This is a genomic window from Shewanella xiamenensis (genome assembly GCF_014647135.1).
GTDB lineage: Bacteria > Pseudomonadota > Gammaproteobacteria > Enterobacterales > Shewanellaceae > Shewanella > Shewanella xiamenensis.
The window spans coordinates 65,154-87,794 of sequence record NZ_BMOP01000011.1 but is presented as its reverse complement, the minus strand read 5'-3'; the positions used below and the strand labels follow the sequence as shown (position 1 = coordinate 87,794).

Genomic DNA, 22,641 nt, shown 5'->3' with positions numbered 1-22,641 from the left:
TGAGCATGCGCTCTATATAGCGCTAGGATGTACTTGCTTGAATAGACTTTATCCAATTAAGTAAAATGGAATAACAATGTTCCAAATTAAGAATGTAACTACGCAGAAAAATAGCTGAAATGAAATAAATAACACTAAATAAAACAAAAAATGACAGTCCAATAAATATGCTTTCAAAATTAGTTTCACAAAACCAATTCCAAAGTGTAACGCTATATTCATTCAGTACGATTGTCGATTTATGGCCCACAAACTCACTCTGCGCCACAAGTGTCGAAGCCATTAAAAAATCATTCTTTTCAAAAGAATAAATTTCATTTTTAGCAGAAACACTTAGCGATAAGCTCAACCATAATATTCCGAGCACCAGTAATCCACCGACTATTGGATGAAGATGTTTCGGTATTTTTGAGTAATTTTTTGTGGCTAATTTAGTTAACATTTTCAGTCAATACGTCATACTATAAATAATCTCCACTGTGACCCACAGTTAAAGATACAAAACGATACATTTATCGCATCATACGCACGAAAAAAAATGCTTTTCAACTCAAGCCAGCGACAACTCATATGCAATTAAAATAAATATGAGTTAGATCAGAAAAAATTAGCGACATTAAACATAAACAACACAATTCATAACAGAAAAAACCGCCATAAGACACAATTTAAAAACAGATTAAAAACAATAAATAACAACATGCAGTGCGATTATTTACATATGCCACCATAATGCAAATAGCTTAACGGTAGTTTGGGATAATATGATGAGCAGCCAGTTGAGTTTGCAATTCTTTACAACGGCGACGTAACATTTCGCGAAGCAGTAACACCACGGGTGTGACATGTTCGCGTCCAGGGCACACTAAGTATAAATTGACCGACTCGCCGCGATATTCTGGCAACAAGGGCACTAAACGCCCAGCCATAATATCCTCTGCCAAATCTAAGCTCGACTTAAACACTAACCCCTTTCCTGCTACCGCCCAGCGGCGCGCAATTTCAGCATCATTCGCACTACGATTCCCCGTGACGCGGACTTTACATTCCTGGCCATCACGCTCAAATTGCCATTGATCGTGAGTTCTCTCATCTAACTTATAAAACAAGCAATTATGTTGTGTTAGCTGCTCTAAGGTTTCGGGTTGACCAAATTTGGCAAGATAGTCCGGCGATGCACATAACACTCTGTCGGCACTGCAAATCGGAAAGGCAACTTGATTAGAATCCTGCGGCTTACCATAACGCACCGCCACATCAATTTTATCGTGGTAAAAACTGCTGATGTTGTCGCCCAAATGCAGACGTACTTGCAGCTGTGGAAAATCCAAGAGAAAGTCATCGAGCCAAGGGACAAATAAGTTTCGCCCAAAGTCAGATGAAACCGACAGGCTTAAGGTGCCAGAGACCTTACCTTTATCGCTGGCAATCGCCTGCTCTCCAAGGGCGAGATCACTTAAGGCGCGGCGGCAATGGATCAGGTAACGCTCCCCTTGAGCGGTTAATCTAAGGCTGCGAGTCGTGCGCACAAACAAACTAGTATCAAGCTGTTTTTCAAGACGTTTAATCGCTGCGCTCGCTGAAGCAGCAGAGAGGTCCATTTCGGCCGCTGCGGCCGAAATACTGCCGCAATCGGCAACGCGAACAAATAAGGCGAGATCATTAAGCAACATGATTATCAAATTTCCTTTGAAAAAATTACAAACTTTACCCCGTTTATCTAAAGGTTAATATTTCACACAATGGTGCTCAATGACAAGTGACAGACATGAGTCGCCAGTGAGGAATGATTATGAGAGCCGTAGGTTACCAAACAGCAGGCGCAGTCGATGCGCATAATGCATTAGAAAACATAACATTAGCCAAACCAACTCCAACGGGTTTTGATTTGTTAGTCGAGGTTAAGGCCATATCGGTTAACCCCGTCGATACCAAGATCCGCGCATCAAGCTCAGCGCCTGCTGGGGAGTATAAAATCCTCGGTTGGGATGCCGTTGGCGTTGTAAAAGCTATCGGGGACAAAGTCAGCCTATTTAAGGTAGGCGATGAAGTTTGGTATGCCGGCGATATTAGCCGCAGTGGTAGTTATGCCGAATATCAGTTAGTGGATGAGCGCATTGTCGGCCATAAACCGCAAACCTTAAGCAACGCACAGGCGGCAGCCTTACCCTTAACCAGTATCACGGCTTGGGAATTGCTGTTTGACCGTTTAGGTCTACCACAAGATGGCTCCGCCACGGATGCACGTATTTTAATTATCGGTGCGGCTGGCGGTGTGGGTTCGATTATCACTCAACTGGCGGTCAAATTGACTGGAGCAGAGGTTATCGGTACCGCATCACGGCCAGAATCAGCAACTTGGGTGCAAACCTTAGGTGCCGATGCAGTGATTAATCACAATAAACCCCTCTCGGAAGAGCTGGCTAAGCTAGATATAGCCGATGTCACCCATGTGATTAGCCTGACCCAAACCGATAAGCACTTTGACGAAATTGTAAAAGTGCTCAAACCACAAGGAAAACTGGCACTGATTGATGATCCGGTAGCCCCGTTAGATGTGATGAAGCTTAAGCGTAAAAGCCTGTCGCTGCATTGGGAGCTGATGTTTACCCGCAGCCTGTATCAAACCGAGGATATGATTGCCCAGCACCATCTACTCAATCGCATTGCAGAGCTTATCGATACCGGCAAAGTAAAAAGCACCTTTGGTGAGCATTACGGCACGATTAATGCGCAAAACTTGCTAAAGGCCCATGCACAAATTGAGTCGGGCAAAGCGATTGGTAAAATTGTGCTTGAGGGATTTAGCCAATGAAAATCACGGTTTTTGCGCAAATCCAAGCGCATTCAGGCCAGAGTGATTCACTCTTTAAAGTCCTCAAACAACTGGTAAGTGACACCCACACCGAGGCAGGCTGTTTGGAGTATACGCTGCATCATTCTTTAGATAATACTAATCAGTTTTGGATGTATGAAGTGTGGCAATCCCAAGCAGCACTGGATGCGCATATGGCAAGCCCACACTTTAATACCTTTGTCGCCACCTCCGAGCAGTTAGTAGAGAAAGTCGAGATCCACAAGAGTTATGCTTGCTAGCATCACCAACAAGAAAGCGCCAAATTTGGCGCTTTCTATTTTTAAATCAACTGCGTAAATAAAGCTAAACCAACGTCATCGCCATTTTTCGGCGTAGATAAGCAATCTGTTGCATATGGGGTAAATCCTTCGGACAGTTGTCTTGGCAGCCGAGCAAGGTCATGCACCCAAACACCCCATCCTGATTACCGATCACATGGTAAAAATCCTCCGCAGTGCGGGCATCACGGCTATCGAGCTCAAAGCGGGCAATTTTCATCATGCCAACTGCACCGACAAAGGTCTCGCGCATTTGCTTGGTCGCGCAGGCTGATACGCAAACGCCACACTCGACGCAGCGCTCCAACTCATACAGGCGAGCAGCTTCTTCAGGAGCCATAGGATCTTCGAGGCGATGGATGCTGATATCATTCGCCTTAGGATGTAACCATAGCTTTAACCGTTCAGCGAGTTCACGCATAAATTTACCCGTGTTAACCGATAAATCACCGATCAATTCAAAGCCAGGTAATGGCATCAGGGTGATCTCGCCTTTGGGATATTTGGCGGTTAAGGTGCGGCAAGCTAATGTCGGAAAACCATTGATCACCATGGCACAACTGCCACAAATCCCTGCCCGACAGACAAAGTCAAACTGCAACGACGTATCTTGCTCTTCTCTCAGCTTATTGAGGGCAATAAATACTGTCATCCCCGGCGTTTCGGTGAGCTGGTAACGCACCATTTTCGGCTTATCGTTTGGCTCCTGTGGATCATAACGAAAAATATTAAAGGTTAACTGGCGACCTTGGGTCATTATGATTTTTCTCCTAACGCATTGGCAGAGGGTTTTTGTAAGGTATCACTTAAACGTTCATTTTGAGCTTGCAGGCTGGGCGGCAGCTCGAAAGGCATCAGCGCCGCTTGGCGTTGATAGCGATCGGCATCCTCCCCGAGCACAGCCAAAATTTCAGCAATTTGTTGCTCACGTTTAGCGGTATCGGGGTGAGCAATCGCATTGTCGATACCATAACCCCGGTATCCCGGTGGCAGTTCCATCTTCATCACATCTAGCGGCTCGTAGCTCAACACGGGTTCCAACGCATTGGCATCAGGCCAACTGGCGAGGGTGCGATTAAGCCAATCGCGGTCATTACGCTGTGGATAATCTTCACGGGCATGGGCACCGCGGCTTTCGGTGCGAGCGGCAGCGCCGCAAGCAACGGTCAGCGCTACCTTGAGCATGCGCTTCACCCTTAGAGCTTCTACCAGCTCTGGGTTGGCGTGGCGTTTTTTACACTTAATACCGAGTTTGCGTGAACGTTCAAGCAGGGCTTTCAGCTCTGTCACTGCTTTATCGAGTTCAGGGCCATTACGGAAAATCCCCACGTAATCCATCATAATTCGCTGCATTGCGTGCTTAAGTTCGAAGGGGTTTTCTTGACCATCGCCATCGACTAAGGTGTCGATCTCAGTCTGTACCTGCCGCATAAATTTTTCGGCAAGCTGGGTATTGATTTCAAGGCTATTATTCTCACAAAAATCAGCGACATATTTACCAATAATCATACCGCCCACTACGGTTTCAGCGAGCGAGTTACCGCCCAAGCGGTTAAAGCCATGCATATCCCAACAGGCCGCTTCACCGACGCTGAATAAGCCCTTAAGCTGCGGACTTTCACCGGTGGCTTTGGTGCGAATGCCACCCATGGAGTAATGCTGAGTCGGACGCACGGGTATCCAATCCTTTGCAGGGTCGATCCCAAGGAAATTCTCGCAAATCTCCTGCACTTCACGCAGGTTGGTTTCGATATGTTTGCGCCCAAGCAGGGTAATATCGAGCCATAAATGCGGGCCATAGGGGCTATCGACGCCCTTACCTTTACGCATATGTTCAGTCATACGGCGAGACACTACGTCCCGCGATGCCAGTTCTTTTTTCTCTGGCTCATAGTCCGGCATAAAACGATAACCGTCTTTATCCCGCAATAAACCACCATCACCACGGCAACCTTCGGTGGTTAAAATCCCCACGGGCACAATCGCCGTTGGGTGGAATTGCACCGCCTCCATATTACCAAGGGTCGCAACCCCCGTTTCGAGTGCCAGCGCCTGACCTATCCCCTCGCAGATAATCGCATTGGTTGAAACTTCGTAAATCCGGCCATAGCCACCAGTGGCAATCGTGGTCGATTTCGCGACATAGGCACGCAACTCGCCCGTGATTAAACAGCGGGCAATCACCCCGTGACAGCGCTCTCCATCGTGGATAATCGCCAGCGCTTCGACGCGCTCATGGACCGGAATATCCATCGAAATGGCTTTGTTATCAATGGCATAGAGTAAAGAGTGGCCTGTACCGTCGGCAGTGTAGCAGGTGCGCCATTTTTTGGTGCCACCAAAGTCGCGGGCATTAATTAACCCGTGGGCTTCTTCGGCTTCTTGCAGCGTGACTTTTTGGGCGTTAACAATGACTTCCCGTGGACCAGCACTAACACGTGACCAAGGCACCCCCCAGTTGGCTAACTCACGTACTGCCTTGGGCGCACAATGGGCAAACATTCTCGCGACCTCTTGATCACAGCCCCAGTCCGAACCTTTCACAGTGTCTTGAAAGTGCACATCTTCATCATCACCCATGCCTTTAACTGCGTTGCCAAGGCTTGCCTGCATTCCCCCCTGCGCTGCGGCGGAGTGAGAACGTTTGGCAGGAATAAGCGATAGCACTAAGGTATCCAGCCCACGCTCTTTAGAGGCAATGGCAACCCTTAGCCCTGCCAATCCGGCACCAACCACTAATGAATCGGTATAAATCAGTTTCACGCCTGCTCCTTAACGGGTACTGCTGTTATTGTTTTAGGACAACACTCTTTTGTTATATTTCGCTCAACTCGCATGGGGTAAAAATGCCAATAAAGAGGCAATCCCTACAGTGACAAACGCGATACTCACAATCGTTTTGATCTTACGTAAACGGCTGCGACTATTGAGATCACGCGCCGCGCCCCATTTTAGTGCTACGCGGTAAATCCCGATGGCCGCATGTAACTCAACCGTCAGCAATAGCGGCAGATACACCATCCACACGCCTTGGTTCCAAATCCGCTCGGCGCTGCCCTGCGGACCTATGGTTTCAGGCGCCGAGCCAATAAGCCACAGATGCACTGGCAGCAATAACAGGATCACCACACCCGTAATGGCCTGCCAGCGCCACAGGCGAGTATCGCTGTGATTAATCACTTGCATCTGCTGTTGCAGCGCCCTTTGCTGACGCAAACTCATCGGTAGCTTCTGCAATGCCACTAGCACATGCACTAACGCTAAAGCGCCGATACCGATGGCAATACAAGTCACCACCCAGGGATAGCCATGACCATCACTAGAGAGAAAACTTAGCTCCATAGTGCGAGCCACCCAGTTCATGGCATCGCCACCCAACAATATGGACGACACCAACACTAAGTGAGTCCATAAAAACACCGCCAAAATGACACCCGACACACTCTGGCTTAAATCCAGCCACGCACTCCATTTTTTTATACTTAGTTTGATTGCCATTGCTTTCGCCTCGCGCCACAGGCTCTATTGAGCCAAGCTCATTAAGTGATCTTTAAAAATTAATATCGCTCACAAATCCAACAACAAACCTGAGTTAGATCAACTAGGAGGCGAATAATTAATCGAATGCTTAACTATTAGCGATAGAACCAATAAAAACGAGTGGCAGCGACACAAAATCCTGCGGCGAATTATCTCAGTGCAACGCGCGCAGCAGGATTGGCATTCAAATTACTGGGGCACATAGGGCTGCACAGGAACACTCAACTCGCTGCCGATCAACATATAAGTAACTAAGCTAGCGCTACCTAGACACAACAAATAGATAATTAATATCTTAGCGAGTTTACGTAAGCCGGAGCGTTGAGTGGTAATGCCCCACTTAACTGCCACACGGTACAAACCAATCATGGCGTGGATCACCACTGCGGGCAGCAATAAGGCATATAGCAGCCAAGCATTATCGTGATAAACACGCTCGGCGGATAAATGTGGGCCAATCTCAGGATTTAAGATCATGGTAAACAGATGTACAGGCACCAGGAAAAACAGAATAAAGCCAGTAATGAGCTGCCAAAACCATGCATGGGTATCACGGTGATTAATGCCACCTAAATGCGAGCGCAATGCCCGCCACTGACCCAGTTGTGCCGGAAACCGCCTAAGCGCAACTGCGGCATGTAATATCACCACTAACAGCATAAAAACCGAGAAGACTTTAGTAACCATCGGAAAGCCATGGCCTGTACTACTAAACATACCGCCTTCAAGCAGTTGTACTACTTGGTAAAATGCCTCTTTGCCCAGCAAAATGCTCGACTCGAAGTGCATATGCAACAACAGGAAGCATCCCAACATAATGCCTGTCGCGCTCTGTAATCGATCAGCCTTAGCCGACCAAGGGTGACCTATCCCCTGTGTTTTCACCCTAGTGTGAACGCGCGTTACGCTTATCATCTTGCTTTTACCTTTGATGGTTTGTTGACACCTCTTTGCAAACTACACCATAGCAGTAACAAAATACCCGGCTGAGCGTCACAGATTTAAAGCGTGAGGTAACTCACGGGAGCAGCGTCAACTCTTAGAAGGCGATCACAAAAATCAAGTAAAAAACCAAACAAAGGTAAAACCAATTAACCATTATATTTCATATGTTTATACTAAAAATCGAAACGACCGGTTCGCATTTTCGCACAAAAAGGATGACTGACTAACTCTTTGTCGGCGTAGAATAAAATCCATTTATCACTCGCCAATCCCCTGCTGCACAGCAACTCATTTATCTAATCGAACAATGCGAAATTGCCACCGAATTCTGCAATTTAGCGCGGTTTGGGTATACAATAGCGTGATATTTTTTAACCCTAGCCACAGGATTTAACCCATGCCTTGGATCCAACTCCGCATTAACACTAACAGTGATGATGCAGAAACCATCAGCGACTTACTCATGGAAGAAGGCGCAGTCTCCATTACCTTTGAAGATGGTAAAGACACCCCGATTTTTGAACCTAAACTGGGTGAAACCCCGCTGTGGCAAGATACCGTGGTTGTCGCGCTATTCGAAGCCGATACCGATCTAACCCCAAGCATTGAGATGCTGAAAACCCTGCCGTTTTTAGGTGAACACTTCAGCCATAAAATCGAGCAGATTGAAGACAAAGACTGGGTCCGCGAATGGATGGATAACTACCACCCAATCCAATTCGGTAAACGCCTGTGGATTTGCCCAAGCTGGCGTGAAGTCCCCGATCCAAGCGCAGTCAACGTGATCTTAGATCCGGGTCTGGCCTTCGGCACAGGCACTCACCCCACGACAGCACTGTGTTTAGAGTGGTTAGACAGCTTAGATCTAAGCAACGAAGAAGTGATCGACTTTGGTTGTGGCTCAGGCATTCTTGCCGTTGCCGCCCTAAAACTGGGCGCGAAAAAAGTCACTGGTATCGACATCGACTATCAAGCCATTGACGCCTCAAAAGCCAATGCCGAGCGTAACGATGTTGCCGACCAACTCGAGCTCTACCTGCCTGAAGATCAACCCGCCGATCTTAAGGCCGATGTATTAGTTGCCAATATTCTCGCAGGCCCACTGCGCGAACTCGCCCCCCTTATCGCCGACCGAGTCAAAACAGGCGGTAAATTAGCCCTCTCTGGACTCCTAAAAGAGCAAGCGCAAGAAATCTCTGACTTTTATAGCCAATGGTTCGACATGGACGAAGCGGCTCACAAAGAAGATTGGAGCCGCTTGACAGGTACGCGCAAATAACGCTAAAGGGTGGCGCAACATGCGCCACCACTGGCTTAGACTAATTTTGCCGATTACTTCTCAAGGCTAAAAAGTCAAGAAAAAAAATTGCTCCTAGGTCATTTATTGACCTTTTCACGGCCAATAAAAAGGGCTACTATAGCGCCCCTTTGAAGAGCTAAGGTGAAACAGTAAATGCAGATTGGACCCTATCAACTGAAGAATCAGCTGATCGTGGCACCAATGGCAGGTGTCACCGATCAAGCTTTCCGTAATCTCTGTCTTCGTTATGGTGCAGCCTTAGCGGTGTCGGAGATGCTTTCATCCAATCCTGAGGTTTGGGATACGGATAAGAGCCGCCAGCGTATGACACATTCTGGTGAGGAAGGTATTCGCTCAGTGCAAATTGCAGGTGCAGATCCAGAGTTAATGGCGCAGGCCGCCCAGTTCAACGTTGAACAAGGCGCCCATATCATTGATATCAACATGGGATGTCCTGCAAAAAAAGTGAATAAAAAGCTGGCTGGCTCAGCCTTAATGCAAAATCCGCCCCTCGTAAAAGACATTTTACAAGCCGTGGTAGCTGCAGTAGATGTGCCCGTTACGTTAAAAATTCGCACAGGCTGGGAGCCTGAACACAGGAACGGTGTTCAAATCGCCCAGATTGCCGAGGATTGTGGCATTGCCTCGCTGGCCGTTCATGGCCGCACGAGACAATGCATGTACAAAGGCGACGCCGAGTACGACACCATTAAAGCAATTAAACAGAATGTCTCGATTCCTGTTGTCGCAAACGGGGATATCGACAGTCCGGAGAAAGCCCGCTTTGTGCTGGATTACACCGGTGTCGATGCTCTGATGATAGGACGGGGTGCTCAAGGACGACCTTGGATTTTCAGAGAAATCCAGCACTACTTGGAGACGGGTAATAAGCTAGCGCCCATTGAGGTGGTAGAACAGCGTCAAGTGATGCTGGAACACCTCACCAAACTTTATGATTTGTATGGTGAATATAAGGGTATCCGCTTCGCCAGAAAACATATCGGATGGTACCTAGACCAGGAGGATCAGCGCCAGTTTCGGGCTGACTTTAATCAGCTGGAAACCGCTGCAGAACAGTATTCCCTCGTGGAATATTATTTTGATGAATTAGTAAAGAATTAATAAAGAGCAGAATAGAATGTTTGATCAGACAACTAACACAGAAGTTCACCAGCTTACCGTTGGCAAAATCGAAACCGCAAACGGCACTATCAAGCCCCAGTTATTACGTGACGCTGTTAAGCGTGCCGTAACTAACTTCTTCGCACAGTTGGACGGTCAGGAAGCACAAGAAGTGTATGAAATGGTGCTAAGTGAAGTTGAAGCACCTCTGCTTGACATCATCATGCAACACACTCGCGGCAACCAAACCCGCGCAGCAAACATGCTAGGTATCAACCGCGGTACTCTGCGTAAGAAATTAAAGAAATATGGCATGAACTAATCTTTTAGATTAAGTGATTGTTAGAAAAGGGGTTAACCTGCAAAGGTTAACCCCTTTTCGCATTATGTGTACGGCAATATGTACCCCAAATGTTGTCTTAAAGCCCCAGCATCTGTTGTAGCTCTTGATGGGAGTTCACTTGATAATGTGGGGTGATCCCCGCTGGCGCAGCATGGCCATGGACGTTGTACCAACAAGTATGAATACCGGCATTGATACCACCTTGGATATCGGAATGCGGGTTATCACCCACCATTAATACTTGCTCACGCGCTGGCCGCCCCATTAACTCAAGCGCATGCTCAAAAATACCCACATCGGGTTTGGCGATGCCGACTTTCTCTGAAATCACTAAAATATCAAAATGATGCTGCAAGCCTGTTCGCTGTAAGCGCACCGTCTGCAACTCAGTAAAGCCATTAGTGATAATCCCCAGTTTAGCCTTACCTTGCAATGCCGATAGCAATTCGCGCGCACCGGGCAGCGGCGCACAAATCTCAGCCATGGCGGCTAAAAATGCACTGTTTAAGATTTGTGGCGATACATTAAGCCTTGCTGCCCAAGGCTCAAAACGGATAGTTTGCAGCTCTGCGGCACTGATCTTGCCATCCTGATAAGCAACCCAAAGCGGTTTATTTACCCTTTGGTATTCCTCAAAGTCGGCCTGAGTAAACTCAACACCAAAGCCAGCAAACATCAACTTTAGTCCTTCAAAGGCATCAAAATAAAATAGCGTTTCATCGGCGTCGAAAAGCACCCAAGCATAGGGCGTGGCTGAGGAATAGGTTTGGTTTGAGGACAAAATAACACTCCTAACAAAAGATAAAATGTAACTAATCACTGAAGCTCTAAAAATTGCCACCACTGGCAGTATAGGGAAGCCGCTAACACCATAGCAAATTAACGCATCGCCAAACTCAACTTGGGATCATGCAGTCGGCCTCATCCAACATGGCATCGAACGCGCAAAACAGGCGCAAGATTCTATTTATGGGAACACGGTTTTTGTTGCAAAATAGTCTACTATCTTTATCCATGACGGATAATACCGTGATAATGCAACCTATTGTTGAACATAACTCAACAGTAAACGCGCCCTGTCTGGTTTATCTCTTGGCCCGCTTAAGTGAAGACTCATTACATCGAATCGAAATGCAGTAACCAACCTCGCCTCAACAGAATAGGACGCACATGGAACATTTTTCTGCTCTACCCATTTTTGTCACTGTGGTCGAATGCGGTAGTTTTTCTGCGGCGGGACAAAAGCTTGGACTGAGCAAATCAGCCATCAGCAAACGAATCACACAGTTAGAGCAACACTTAGGGATTCAACTATTACAACGCACCACCCGCAGCTTAAGCCTAACCGACGCTGGCGCGCGCTATTTCGAGTACATTCGCCCCGCAGTGCAGCTCACCCAAGAAGGATTAGATGCCATCTCCGAATTGCAGCAAATACCTAAAGGCAATTTGCGGATTTCAGTACCTATGGTGTTTGGACGCAGATATATTGCGCCATTAATAGCTGAATTTTTAAGGCGTTACCCCGATATCCAGCTGCAAATGCAAATGGATGACAAGACCACAGATTTAATCGCAGGCGGCTTCGACTTAGCCATTCGTATCGGCGAATTACCCGACTCCAGCCTTATCGCCCGTAAAATTGCCCCTTGTTTGAGCGTGATTTGCGCGTCCCCCGCGTATCTCGCGCAGCACGGTTTACCCATGACTCCTAGCGAGTTAACTCAGCACAACTGCTTGTTTTACAGTTACTTTCAAGATGGTGTGGAATGGAGTTTCCACAGTCCCGATGGCGTGCAACGTGTTCAACCCAAAGGCAACTATCAGGTCAATAATAGTGATGCCATCCATCAGGCCTGTCTCGATGGTCTTGGCATCGCCAACCTGCCACATTTTATTATTGAGCCAGCTCTGCAAACCGGATATTTACAGGCGTTACTTACTGACTATCCGTTACCCGAACATGGCATTTACGCCGTGTATCCACAGCGAAAATACCAACCGACCAAAGTGACGGTATTAATTGAATTTTTGATGGAGTTCTTAGCAAAAAATAGGGCAATTATTAGCTAGGGTTAACGATAAATACGGCTTTACATAATGGTTATAACGAACATAACCACACAGCCAAAACAGACTAATGAAAACACATTTAAACCAAATAAAACAGTTCGTTAAGCAAATACTTCAGCTATACTTAACATCACTTAATGCGATGATTTAAGGCAAAAAAATGAGTGCTTATCAGCAAACATTTGGCGATAAATTTGAGCTTGGCTTCGACCTAAGCCTATACACATTTCTCATCGATAAAAGCTACCAAAACGACATGTGTCCCAGCTTTTACTTCAAACACAACAACCACTATTTTATTCTTTGGGTCGACTATGCCGACCCCATCTGCCGCGAAGAAGATTATCCCCGCTACAGCATCATTTCAGCCGTAAATGACGGCGACAACCTACACCCAGAAATCCGTACCGCTTCTCAACCAACACTACAGCTTGAATTTGAACAACCCAGTGACCTAATTCACTACCTTGAGCAGATAAAACAGCAACTGAATGCCAAAGTCGTTTCAATACGGTAACCACGACATAAATGCCCAACTAATAAAATAAAACTATTCGATGTGACTCATAGTCCGTGGAACATACAACAGCAATGACTGAAAATATAAGCCTACAATTACACTAGGTTTACATCATGGAATACCAATCCGTTAGCCAGTTTGAAGAGGCTTATTTTGTCGCTTATGAAGAAGAATGGTGTGGATACGTGATCTACATCGAACGAAACCCAGATCGGTTCAGGGGAGGCTTTGAATGGTTCGTATGCTTTGATAATAAAGTAATTCAATCAGGGCTAGTATTTCATTTTGATTTTGCACTGGCAGATGCACAACAATTTATAAATTCTAGGGCAAAAGAGGATTAGTTGCTTATGGGTGGTCCACTCATTACCAATTGATATAATGATCAAATTTAAAAAACAGAGTAGAAAGTGATACATAAAATGAGTCACTTAACCTCCATTATTTCCCCAGTGACACGCCGTTCATACCTCCATGTAGGCTCGACTAAAACCTCCCTGTTTTAGACGGTCACTGGTGCAACAATGTCGATTCTAATATGGCCTCAGCTCTATCAGGTATCTGTACTTATAGCTCCAAAAGCATTTCTGCAAAAAAGCTTTCTAACGACTAAGCATGTGGCGTTATTTTGTACGACGTGAATATAAGTTAGTCATTAAGTTTTATCACAATTACAAACTCCTCAATCACAAACTAAAAGCTAGCGGAATAGTGCTTGCCATGTATAATTTGCGGTTCGAAATTTGAGTTTGGACTGATGATTAATGAAAGCGATAGATCTATTTTCGGGTGCTGGCGGCTTATCTCTTGCCGCACATCAATGTGGCATTGATGTCATCGCAGCTATCGAACTAGATACAGCCGCTACCATTACTTATCAACGTAACCTCGTTGAACGCCTAAAAGCACCAACTAAGTTAATTAATGGCGATATTAATGCTGTCGACTTGCCCGCCTTAATGACAGAGTTAAAGCTCAAACCAGGAAAATTGGATTTGCTCCTTGGTGGCCCACCATGTCAAGGCTTCTCGACTCATCGGATTAACGGTGCAGGTATTGATGATCCCCGAAATCAGCTTCTGTTGAAGTATTTTGATTTTGTTGATGGTTTACGACCAAAAGCGTTCTTGATTGAAAACGTGGCGGGACTTTTATGGAAACGCCATGAAAACTATCTCAATCAGCTTCTAGCTCTCGCAGAAACCCATGGTTATACCATCCATTTTTGCGATATTCTCAATGCTAAAGACTATGGCGTGCCACAAAACCGTAAACGTGTTTTTATCTTTGGTACACGTAAAGACCTAAATGTTGATGCTGCAAATTTTCCGCCAGCAGCGACACACTTCTCACCGTCTAGTAATAAATCACCTTACTGGAAAACGGCCTCAACTGTATTTGAAAAAATACCAGCAGACCTTATCGAGCAATATATTGAAGAGTATTTTCGACCAAAAACTAAGCTTGCAGATGATGAAGCAAGAGATCTCCTGCTAAACCTAGAATATGGTGAAGCCGTAAAAGAGGGTGATCCTTGTAACATCACAATGCGGCCAACACCTAAAATGATTAGGCAATTTGAAGCCACGCCTTTAAATGGAAGCCGCGAAGACGCTGGCGAAGAATTTAGGCTGCCCTGTCATTCAAATGGATATAAAGGTCATAAAGACGTATATGGCCGAGTAATGATCCACTTACCAAGTAATACCATCACTACCGGATGTAACAATCCCTCTAAAGGCCGTTTTGTTCATCCTTGGAAAAACCAAGGTATGACACTACGCCATGCCGCTCGATTACAAACCTTCCCTGATAACTTTAATTTTCTGGGTACTTCAACCCAGCAAGGTAAACAGATAGGTAATGCTGTTCCTGTTAAATTAGGAAAAGTGCTAATTAACACTATCAAAAAAATCATCACACCCTAGCTTAATTGTCTATTTATTCTGCCTAAAAAAAAGCATATTATCCTGACTAATAAGGAATTTTAGTTAGGGAAGCCCCATGCTCTCATCAGTATCATTTCAAACCCGTGCCCGCACAATTGACCATTTAGGTCGGGAACAAATTGCAGATTGTCCAACGGCAATTTCTGAGCTTTGGAAAAATGCTTATGATGCCTATGCCCGTAATGTTTCATTGAATATCTTTGATGGGGAAATCCCAGTAGCCACACTCGTGGATGACGGTCATGGCATGTCACTAGATGACCTTCGGAGTAAATGGCTTACTGTTGGCACAGAATCAAAAGCAACTGGTACAGAAACCCCTTTAGAAGATCGAAATGGAATAGACAGAATTAGGGTAAAACAAGGCCAAAAAGGGATAGGACGCTTATCTTGTGCAGCATTAGGTTCACTAATGCTATTAATATCTAAAAAGAAAAATGAGCAATTTGTTGCATGTCTATTAGATTGGCGTTTGTTCGAAAACCCATATCTTATGCTTCATGATATTAAACTGCCTATTGTTGAATTCGCAACTCGCTCCGAAGTCCAAATGTTATTACCTGATATGTTCGATAAACTCATGGGAAACTTATGGGGTGATGGCTCAGACAATGAACGAGACTCAAGAGTCGAATTGGCTTGGAAGTCATTCCATGAACAAGAGCTTATTGAGAAAAAAGACTCTACTAAAATCGCAATTGAAGAAACAGTTATAGGTACATGTTTTACCGATAGACATTTAGATACTTGGCCTGTTTGGAGTGGCAACTCAAGCCATGGCACGGGTATGTTTATAGCCTCTATTAATGAAGATCTAACAGCACAACTATCTGCAGATTCCGGTTCTGAGTCTGATGGCACAGAAATACGAGCAAAAGAAAGATTCATTCAAACTCTAAGTAGCTTTGTCAACCCATTTTGCCGCCCAGGTGAAGACAGAATTACCGACTTTAGTACTTCGGTTGTCGCCTGGAATGGTCACCTGCAACGTTTTATTATCGATGAAGTAAGAAATTTCGATATTTCTAACTTTGATCAGCTTGAGCATATTATCGAAGGAGATATCAGCGAAGAAGGGTTATTTAAAGGAAATGTAAAGGCATTTGGTGAATGGTTTAACGATGTTACTGTAAAACCTAAGTCACGGTATAAAATGAGAAAAGATACTCATTTTGGTGCCTTTTCAATCCGTCTTGGTACTTTTGAAGTAACAAGAGTAAACAGCTCTCTCTCTGATGAACAATATAGCAACTTCTTCAAAATGAGAGAGCTTTTTGGTGGCTGTATGGTATTTAGAGATAATCTCAGAGTCATGCCGTATGGCCGAGAAGATAATGACTTCTTTGAAATGGAAAAAAGAAGGTCTAAAAATGCTGGTTTATACGTTTTTACAAATAGAGCATGTTTTGGCGGGGTTAACATAACAAAGTATGGAAATCCGAATTTAAAAGATAAAGCTGGCCGTGAAGGTATTATTGATAATAAAGCTTCAAAGTTATTCCGTGAAGTTGTTGAAAACATCCTTATTGAAATTGCAAAGCGCTTTATTGGCAGATCATCTCAAGTACGCGCGGATAAATTAGAAGAAATAAATGCTAAACACGCCGCCGATAAAGCAGCTAAAGACAGAGTGAAACTATTAAAAAAAGAGCAAGATAGAATAAAAAGCACTATTAATAAAAATAAGGCTCATCTTGAAATAACTAGGAACGAGCTTATCGAGCTCACAAATATCCTGACAGAAAATCGTAATTTTGATAGCCAAGACGAATTAACAAGACTCAAACACGAACTTAACGAACTAGATGGCCGTTTAAAAAACTTTTCTCTAAGCCCAATTCCTAGAACATTAGGCAGTATAGAAACATCTTATCGAGACTATAGAGATATAGAGTTGAATGCTAAGGAGCTAGTGAAGCAAATAAGCTCCTCGATTAATCTCGCGCTTGAAAAACTAACGACTAAAGAAGATATTGAAATTGCTGAAAAAGACTTCAAGAGCAAAGCAGGTGTTCTTCATGCAAAAATACGAAAGTATGCTAATGAAGGTAGAGAATTATTAAAAGCAGAAATCTCGAGATTTGATGAACTTGTGGATACTGCAAATAAGCAATTTCATAAAAATCTTACTGTCCATCTCGATGATTTAGCAGCTAAAAGAACAACACTTGAACATGTAATGGCACTGATAGACTTAGAATATGAAAAACAAGATATTGAAATACAGCAATCTCTCAAGCCATACATTACCGCAATTGAAAGCTTAAGAGAACAAATAGATCTTGAAGGTCTAGCAATTCAATCTGTCAATGAAAATACAAAATTAAAGAAAAAACTCGACCAAATTCATGCCTTAGCTCAATTAGGTATTTCTGTTGAAATAATAGGTCATGAGATTGAAGGATTCGACATGACTATAGAGCGTGGTCTTGACTCATTAAGTAAAAGTGAGCTTACTGAATCACAGAGTAAAGATTTGGCCAATGTAACTCAGGCTCATCAGTCATTAAGTGATTCATGGCGATTTTTAAGCCCGTTGAAATTATCCGGTGAAAAAGTGAAAGCCAGATTAACTGGCGATGATATATACAAATATGTAAATGATTTCTTCAAATCACGCTTAGATAAAGCAGGTATTGATTTTGTAAAAACAGAAGCATTTTCACAAATATCTATCTATGAACAACCATCTAGAATATACCCTGTTTTCATAAACTTAATAAATAATGCTAGATATTGGGTTAAAGAAACAACTGAAGAAAACCGCCTAATTATTCTAGCTGCCAAGGACGGATTAGTTTACATCAGTGATAACGGCCCTGGTGTTGACATTGATGATATTGATGACTTATTCACGATTTTCTTTACAAAGAAACAACGTGGAGGTCGCGGGGTTGGTTTGTATCTCTGTAAGATGAATTTAGCAGCAGGTGGTCATAAGATATATTATGAATCACGCCCACAACATAAAATATTAAATGGTGCTAATTTTGTAATTGATTTTAAGGGAATAAAAAATGCGTAATAATATGGAGTTTGATTACAAACCTTTTCTAAAACAGGCTTATATTGACCCTATAAGAACAGTTACTGTGATTGATGACGAATATCCGACCTTAGATGCTCTGGTTACAAAAGGTAGAGATGATTTTAATAGTGAAGATATTAAGCGTCTCTCAGAAATCATTGCCGTTAGCCGTGATATAAAATATAACTGGCTATTAGATGTTTATGATGGTGAAGAAGACAAGTTATCTATCGACAATGTATCGAGTAGACTTCATCATAGTGATCTTTTAATTTTGGATTATCATTTAGATGGTGAAGATGAAGGCTTCTGCCAGAAATCTATTAATATAATAAAAAATCTATCTAATAATAGACACTTTAATATTGTTGCAGTACATACTAAAGGGTATACGGGTGAAAAGGGTTCTGTAAATGATGTTTTTACCGACATTGTTGTCTCGTTACAAGCTAAGCCTGCGTTAGCAAGCTTACCTCCAACACCATTAAAATTAGTAAACGATGCATTAGATCTATGGGAAATTAAAGAACCAAACATTAGAGAAAAGTTAATTAATTCAATCCCGAAAATTGATCTTTTATTACTACTTAAAAATCACGAAACTGAGTTAAGAAATGGTTCACTTACGCATGAATTTTTTGATGAGTTTTCATCTATATATGATGAAAAACCCGAAGAAATAAATTTAGGCAAAAAGCTATTAATAAAATGGGTATGTATCGAAATACTTAAAGAATATGATGATAAGTTTTCCCTGGAAACTGCTAAACATTTTGACTGGGGAAAAAATGGCGAAACCACATGGGTTAAAACTGAGGATTTGTTTCTAACCGTAATAGGAAAAAAACAAACGCCAGTGAGTGAGATCCCGAATAAACTCCTAGAAGCTATGGAGAGTTGGCGGCCACACCCACATAAACTTATCTTATCTAAATTAAGAAATGAAATAGAAAGCAAAGGGGTTTCAGCCTCAAGCAACATTCTTAACAAAAAGTACTTACAAGCTGCTTGGCTGAAAGAGTTATTAAAAGCTGAAAATAATAGTGAGATTCAAACCGCAGCATGGAACACAATATCCAAGCTATGGGAGGAACTTGCTACAGAAATAAAATATGAACTTGGTACGTTTACGGCAAATTTAGTCAACAAAATAAAAGTTTTAGAAACTGACCAACAAAGCGCACTAAACTACTTCGTAGATACTAAAGTTATGGAAAGTGAAGTTGAACAAATCTTACATGCGAACTGTTTTAGTTGCTCAAGAACTATAACAACACATCACATAATCACCGGGCATATTTTAGAAATTAATCATAATTATTGGCTTTGTTTAACTCCAATCTGTGACTTAGTACCTGGGCAGAAAAATATTTATCATAGTGATAAAGCTCAAGATATTAATCCATTGGATCAACTTATGCCAATTACATTAGTGCAGATGTTTGATGCTAGAGAAGCTTTAAAGAGCACTAGGGACAGTATGATAAGGAGCTTAAAAATTGCACCAGAAAATGTCCCATCTTTTTCTGATGATGATTTAATGATACAAGTGATTGAACATTCTACATCTAACAATATGATATTTATCAAACCAAATAAAAATGTAGATGAAATTAAAATTCTTAGTTTTACTGTAGGAATCGATGGTAAAGCAAACCCTAAGGCCAAAGATTTTTATGTGGAAAAACAAGGGATTTTCAATATAGATGACGGAAAGTTGAAGTTATATTCTGCTCAGCCATGTGAGCAAGGTCTTGAGTTAAAAATCACACCATTTGAAGGTACTGTAGTTGCAGAATTAAGATATGAATATGCATTAAACTTACTAGGTAGACTTGGGGTATCAAAATCTAGAGTTGGATTAGATTTCATTAACTAATTTAGAATCTCTTCAGCTTGCCTTTGCTTTAATCGCGATGGATACACTGCATCCATCGCGATTAAAAACTCAGTGACATTCGAATACGCTTCGCTTTCATAGACAATTTTAGCAACTTCCTCCGCAAGTCTACGACCATGGATCAAAATAATTGGATACTTGTCTTCAATCACTTCTCGTTGAACCGAGTCAGAAAAATAACTGGTAGTTACATAGACGCCGAGCCAACCACGCTTTAAGCGGGCCACAGTACGAGCAATATGATTACCACCTGTTGGCGTATTAAGTGACTCACATTTTGCCTGCCCTAGCACAATCAACTCCACTTTGGAGAATCCACAGCCCAACGTCACCTTACCGATAAAATCGGCACCACCGTCACCTGAGCCTTGAGTCACCCAGCCTTTTTGATAAATGCCAAGCTCCCTATCGATTACGCGCTCTGCAATAACCTCAGCGAGTGCCTCAAATCTATGCTTCTTGTTGGCATAGTAATCATAAATTTGATTTAAAATTTTATCGGACTCCGATCCCGGAATAGGCTTTTGGTTTACCGTTTTCTCAAGACTCAGTTTGGAAACTCGACGGCGTAATTTATTAAGAGAGTTACTACCTTCATTTAGCCATTGTCGCCAGCTTTTAGGGGCGGCATTATTGGTTATCGCGAGCGAAAAGCCTTTTTTACGGCGGCTATTTATCCAATCCCATTCGAACTCTTCATGCTCTGCGGCAATACAAAGCACCGTAAAATCAAAGGCATAATTTGTAAAAGTGCGAGCTAATTTATTGTCCCACTGAGTCACTAATTCAACACTGTTGATGATCCCCAATCCATAAAATTGCGGATAGCCTTTAGCGACACCATTAACTATCGCCCGCTTAAAAAACAAGATAGGTGGAGTTAATAATCTCTCGTCCACACTGTGTGAATGGGCTAAACGAAACGCTTCAAGTAGTGCTTTATTTCCTTGTGCGGTAGCAGGATCTTTACCTGGTTCTTTGTTGTCACCAAAGTAGCGAATATGACCATTATCAACGTCATAAAAATCTTCCCAGGGGGTTTCTACTGATCCTTTTTTATTTGGGCTACTGGAAATCAGTATTGCCGGGCGCACAAGTTGACCCAAGCTCGTTTTGATTTTGGCGCAGGGATTGATTCCCTTTTCAAGTTGCAGGTTGTTGACGTCGATGGATTTGGTTAGAAAGTGGAAATTGAGGTAGCCATCTTCATACATGTTTTCTCCACATGCTGGCTTTTTATATCTCAGTACATCACCAATCTGAATTTCCATTATTCGTCACCAATCCTTACTCAATAAGCTTGATGAAATATAACATACTGATATTTAATTAAAAGAAGCGTAGATATCAATTGTGAGTATGCGCTTATTCAACTACAAATTTGTAACCTCATTCAAGGCTCACACTGAAGTTGACTCTATACGAGGGCTGCACAGCGGAAAATGGTATCGATGGGCAGGCCCTCTACGCCATGGATGGCGCGGTGGAGCCCTCATGGAAGAGTTTACGGCGTGCCTGCGGGCGATACCATTTTGTGGCCACTGTTGAGCCTTAAAGCTCAGCACTCACTACCTCCCACTCGGCAATAAGTACCTCGTACTTCGGCCGCCGGCGTCGGCTTTTACTAAAAAGCCTTGCTCGACCATTTGCGCAAGGTGACGGGTGGCGGTGGCGCGGCTCACCTTAGCGACCTTTTGATATTGACCACTATTCATCCCTAATTCAAAATCGCCATCTAACATCCGATTGAGCACTTTGGCTTGCTCCTGACTCAATAGGGATTGCTCGAGATTTTGCCAATACTGCGTTTTCCGCAGAGTCTTGTTCACATCGGCCATCGCATTGAGTAAGCAATCATTGAGGGTTTCAAAAAACCATACTAACCAAGGAGTAATATCGACATCGCCCCTTTGGGTGGACTCTAAAATGTCATAGTAGGCTTGGCGACGGGCCAGAATACTGACCGACATTGCGTAAAAACGAATTGAGCGTTTTTCCGCTTGCGCTAAAGCTAAATCGGTCAATAAACGCGTGATGCGCCCATTACCATCATCAAGCGGATGCAGAGTCACAAACCAAAGGTGAGTTATCGCCGCACGGATAAGCGGATCTAAGCCAGGCTCTTGCCGTGAAGCATTAAACCATTCGATAAACAGTGAGAGTTCAGCGTCCAAAGTCGCTCGAGAGGGGGCCTCAAAATGCACCCTTGGTTTATCAATCCGGCCTGAGACAACTTGCATAGGCGTATCGCCACGTAGCGCTCCACCAATAACGGGATTAAACAGCGTATAACCCTGGGGAAATAACTGTTTATGCCAACCTAATATCCGCTCAAGGGTTAACTCTGTATCTAAATTTTTTAAGGCATCGAGCATAATGTCGGCTAAACCATCGGTTTGTGCCGTGGTCGGATACGGTTTGTCTTCGGACACACCGAGTTTTTTAGCCAAGGATGAGCGCACCGAAGCCGCATTGAGCTTTTCACCTTCAATGGCACTGGAATGGATAATATTAGCGAGTAAGGTGTCGAGTGCCGCCGCTGAGGTTAACTTGTTGTCGTCGGGACTTAGCATTTGCTTGCCGAGGAGTTGGCCCTGATTGAAATAGACCTGACGCAGCAAGACATCAATGCTGCTGGCATTCCAATGAAATTTAGGCCAATCGGCTTGCTGCCAAATCCACATATCCTACCCCATGAGTCAAATAACAAGCCTATTTTACTCACACAATGAGTCAATTAACAAACCTATTCGCCTCACTAAATGAGGCAAATAATACAAGTAATC

20 protein-coding genes are annotated in these 22,641 nt (G+C 43.5%); 11 read left to right on the top strand and 9 right to left on the bottom strand.

Annotated features, from left to right (window positions below; all coding sequences use genetic code 11):
- Positions 1–22: 22 nt before the first annotated feature.
- On the bottom strand, positions 23–442 hold the full coding sequence (locus tag IEY09_RS11525; protein WP_188871154.1) for a hypothetical protein: 420 nt from the start codon (positions 440–442) through the stop codon (positions 23–25).
- 301 nt (positions 443–743) lie between these two features.
- The gene (locus IEY09_RS11520) at positions 744–1,673 is read right to left on the bottom strand and encodes a LysR family transcriptional regulator (protein WP_037426378.1); all 930 of its coding nucleotides are present in this window, start codon (positions 1,671–1,673) and stop codon (positions 744–746) included.
- A 119-nt stretch (positions 1,674–1,792) separates the two neighbouring features.
- On the opposite strand from IEY09_RS11520, the gene IEY09_RS11515 reads away from it, so the two are divergent.
- Complete coding sequence (locus IEY09_RS11515) at positions 1,793–2,815, top strand: zinc-binding alcohol dehydrogenase family protein (RefSeq protein ID WP_037426381.1); 1,023 nt, start codon at positions 1,793–1,795, stop codon at positions 2,813–2,815.
- Complete coding sequence (locus IEY09_RS11510) at positions 2,812–3,096, top strand: putative quinol monooxygenase (protein WP_037426384.1); 285 nt, start codon at positions 2,812–2,814, stop codon at positions 3,094–3,096. Before IEY09_RS11515 ends, IEY09_RS11510 begins: the two co-directional genes overlap by 4 nt.
- A gap of 64 nt (positions 3,097–3,160) precedes the next feature.
- On the opposite strand, the gene IEY09_RS11505 is transcribed toward IEY09_RS11510, so the two are convergent.
- The 4 genes from IEY09_RS11505 to IEY09_RS11490 form a co-directional block, all read right to left on the bottom strand.
- On the bottom strand, positions 3,161–3,892 hold the full coding sequence (locus tag IEY09_RS11505; protein WP_037413651.1) for a fumarate reductase iron-sulfur subunit: 732 nt from the start codon (positions 3,890–3,892) through the stop codon (positions 3,161–3,163).
- Entirely contained in the window at positions 3,892–5,898 is a 2,007-nt protein-coding gene (locus IEY09_RS11500) for a fumarate reductase flavoprotein subunit (protein WP_188871152.1), read from the bottom strand. The genes IEY09_RS11505 and IEY09_RS11500 overlap by 1 nt, the downstream gene beginning before the upstream one ends.
- A 63-nt stretch (positions 5,899–5,961) precedes the next feature.
- Positions 5,962–6,633, bottom strand: a complete 672-nt coding sequence (locus IEY09_RS11495) for a fumarate reductase cytochrome b subunit (protein WP_188871151.1) — start codon at positions 6,631–6,633, stop codon at positions 5,962–5,964.
- A 231-nt stretch (positions 6,634–6,864) separates the two neighbouring features.
- Positions 6,865–7,590 carry a fumarate reductase cytochrome b subunit gene (locus IEY09_RS11490; RefSeq protein WP_188871149.1) on the bottom strand — a complete coding sequence of 242 codons (726 nt, stop codon included), beginning with the start codon at positions 7,588–7,590 and terminating at the stop codon, positions 6,865–6,867.
- 427 nt (positions 7,591–8,017) lie between these two features.
- On the opposite strand from IEY09_RS11490, the gene prmA reads away from it, so the two are divergent.
- The 3 genes from prmA (at position 8,018) to fis (ending at position 10,364) form a co-directional block, all read left to right on the top strand.
- Positions 8,018–8,899, top strand: a complete 882-nt coding sequence (gene prmA, locus IEY09_RS11485) for a 50S ribosomal protein L11 methyltransferase (protein ID WP_069453756.1) — start codon at positions 8,018–8,020, stop codon at positions 8,897–8,899.
- 174 nt (positions 8,900–9,073) lie between these two features.
- A complete protein-coding gene (dusB, locus tag IEY09_RS11480; protein WP_037413666.1) occupies positions 9,074–10,042 on the top strand; it encodes a tRNA dihydrouridine synthase DusB in 969 nt (322 codons plus the stop codon).
- Positions 10,043–10,058: 16 nt separating this feature from the next.
- Complete coding sequence (fis, locus tag IEY09_RS11475) at positions 10,059–10,364, top strand: DNA-binding transcriptional regulator Fis (RefSeq protein ID WP_006083371.1); 306 nt, start codon at positions 10,059–10,061, stop codon at positions 10,362–10,364.
- A gap of 97 nt (positions 10,365–10,461) precedes the next feature.
- Here fis and yjjG read toward each other — a convergent pair whose 3' ends face one another.
- Positions 10,462–11,166, bottom strand: a complete 705-nt coding sequence (gene yjjG, locus IEY09_RS11470; RefSeq protein WP_037426395.1) for a pyrimidine 5'-nucleotidase — start codon at positions 11,164–11,166, stop codon at positions 10,462–10,464.
- Positions 11,167–11,555: 389 nt separating this feature from the next.
- On the opposite strand from yjjG, the gene IEY09_RS11465 reads away from it, so the two are divergent.
- The 6 genes from IEY09_RS11465 (at position 11,556) to IEY09_RS11440 (ending at position 19,834) form a co-directional block, all read left to right on the top strand.
- Positions 11,556–12,458 carry a LysR family transcriptional regulator gene (locus IEY09_RS11465; protein ID WP_188871147.1) on the top strand — a complete coding sequence of 301 codons (903 nt, stop codon included), beginning with the start codon at positions 11,556–11,558 and terminating at the stop codon, positions 12,456–12,458.
- Between the two features lie 160 nt (positions 12,459–12,618).
- Positions 12,619–12,975: a hypothetical protein gene (locus IEY09_RS11460; protein ID WP_188871145.1), complete on the top strand. Its 357-nt coding sequence runs from the start codon at positions 12,619–12,621 to the stop codon at positions 12,973–12,975.
- 116 nt (positions 12,976–13,091) lie between these two features.
- Positions 13,092–13,322 carry a hypothetical protein gene (locus tag IEY09_RS11455; protein WP_055648729.1) on the top strand — a complete coding sequence of 77 codons (231 nt, stop codon included), beginning with the start codon at positions 13,092–13,094 and terminating at the stop codon, positions 13,320–13,322.
- 420 nt (positions 13,323–13,742) lie between these two features.
- Positions 13,743–14,906, top strand: coding sequence for a DNA cytosine methyltransferase (locus tag IEY09_RS11450; RefSeq protein ID WP_188871143.1), 1,164 nt, complete (start codon positions 13,743–13,745; stop codon positions 14,904–14,906).
- 76 nt (positions 14,907–14,982) lie between these two features.
- Positions 14,983–17,952, top strand: a complete 2,970-nt coding sequence (locus IEY09_RS11445; RefSeq protein WP_188871141.1) for an ATP-binding protein — start codon at positions 14,983–14,985, stop codon at positions 17,950–17,952.
- Positions 17,945–19,834, top strand: coding sequence for a response regulator receiver domain (locus IEY09_RS11440; protein ID WP_188871139.1), 1,890 nt, complete (start codon positions 17,945–17,947; stop codon positions 19,832–19,834). Before IEY09_RS11445 ends, IEY09_RS11440 begins: the two co-directional genes overlap by 8 nt.
- Here IEY09_RS11440 and IEY09_RS11435 read toward each other — a convergent pair.
- Complete coding sequence (locus IEY09_RS11435) at positions 19,831–21,126, bottom strand: restriction endonuclease (protein WP_188871137.1); 1,296 nt, start codon at positions 21,124–21,126, stop codon at positions 19,831–19,833. The two genes, IEY09_RS11440 and IEY09_RS11435, sit on opposite strands and share 4 nt — an antisense overlap.
- Before the next feature lie 297 nt (positions 21,127–21,423).
- The gene (locus IEY09_RS11430) at positions 21,424–22,539 is read right to left on the bottom strand and encodes a Fic family protein (protein WP_188871135.1); all 1,116 of its coding nucleotides are present in this window, start codon (positions 22,537–22,539) and stop codon (positions 21,424–21,426) included.
- Positions 22,540–22,641 lie beyond the last annotated feature (102 nt).

Excerpts from the sequence above, each read along its gene's own strand:
- fis (WP_006083371.1), top strand. The coding sequence starts at position 10,059 with ATGTTTGATCAGACAACTAACACAGAAGTTCACCAGCTTACCGTTGGC.
- IEY09_RS11510 (WP_037426384.1), top strand. The coding sequence starts at position 2,812 with ATGAAAATCACGGTTTTTGCGCAAATCCAAGCGCATTCAGGCCAGAGT.
- IEY09_RS11430 (WP_188871135.1), bottom strand. The coding sequence starts at position 22,539 with ATGTGGATTTGGCAGCAAGCCGATTGGCCTAAATTTCATTGGAATGCC.
- IEY09_RS11455 (WP_055648729.1), top strand. The coding sequence starts at position 13,092 with ATGGAATACCAATCCGTTAGCCAGTTTGAAGAGGCTTATTTTGTCGCT.
- IEY09_RS11465 (WP_188871147.1), top strand. The coding sequence starts at position 11,556 with ATGGAACATTTTTCTGCTCTACCCATTTTTGTCACTGTGGTCGAATGC.
- IEY09_RS11515 (WP_037426381.1), top strand. The coding sequence starts at position 1,793 with ATGAGAGCCGTAGGTTACCAAACAGCAGGCGCAGTCGATGCGCATAAT.
- IEY09_RS11440 (WP_188871139.1), top strand. The coding sequence starts at position 17,945 with ATGCGTAATAATATGGAGTTTGATTACAAACCTTTTCTAAAACAGGCT.
- IEY09_RS11490 (WP_188871149.1), bottom strand. The coding sequence starts at position 7,590 with ATGATAAGCGTAACGCGCGTTCACACTAGGGTGAAAACACAGGGGATA.
- IEY09_RS11495 (WP_188871151.1), bottom strand. The coding sequence starts at position 6,633 with ATGGCAATCAAACTAAGTATAAAAAAATGGAGTGCGTGGCTGGATTTA.
- prmA (WP_069453756.1), top strand. The coding sequence starts at position 8,018 with ATGCCTTGGATCCAACTCCGCATTAACACTAACAGTGATGATGCAGAA.
- IEY09_RS11520 (WP_037426378.1), bottom strand. The coding sequence starts at position 1,673 with ATGTTGCTTAATGATCTCGCCTTATTTGTTCGCGTTGCCGATTGCGGC.
- IEY09_RS11445 (WP_188871141.1), top strand. The coding sequence starts at position 14,983 with ATGCTCTCATCAGTATCATTTCAAACCCGTGCCCGCACAATTGACCAT.
- IEY09_RS11505 (WP_037413651.1), bottom strand. The coding sequence starts at position 3,892 with ATGACCCAAGGTCGCCAGTTAACCTTTAATATTTTTCGTTATGATCCA.
- dusB (WP_037413666.1), top strand. The coding sequence starts at position 9,074 with ATGCAGATTGGACCCTATCAACTGAAGAATCAGCTGATCGTGGCACCA.
- IEY09_RS11525 (WP_188871154.1), bottom strand. The coding sequence starts at position 442 with ATGTTAACTAAATTAGCCACAAAAAATTACTCAAAAATACCGAAACAT.
- IEY09_RS11450 (WP_188871143.1), top strand. The coding sequence starts at position 13,743 with ATGAAAGCGATAGATCTATTTTCGGGTGCTGGCGGCTTATCTCTTGCC.
- IEY09_RS11435 (WP_188871137.1), bottom strand. The coding sequence starts at position 21,126 with ATGGAAATTCAGATTGGTGATGTACTGAGATATAAAAAGCCAGCATGT.
- IEY09_RS11460 (WP_188871145.1), top strand. The coding sequence starts at position 12,619 with ATGAGTGCTTATCAGCAAACATTTGGCGATAAATTTGAGCTTGGCTTC.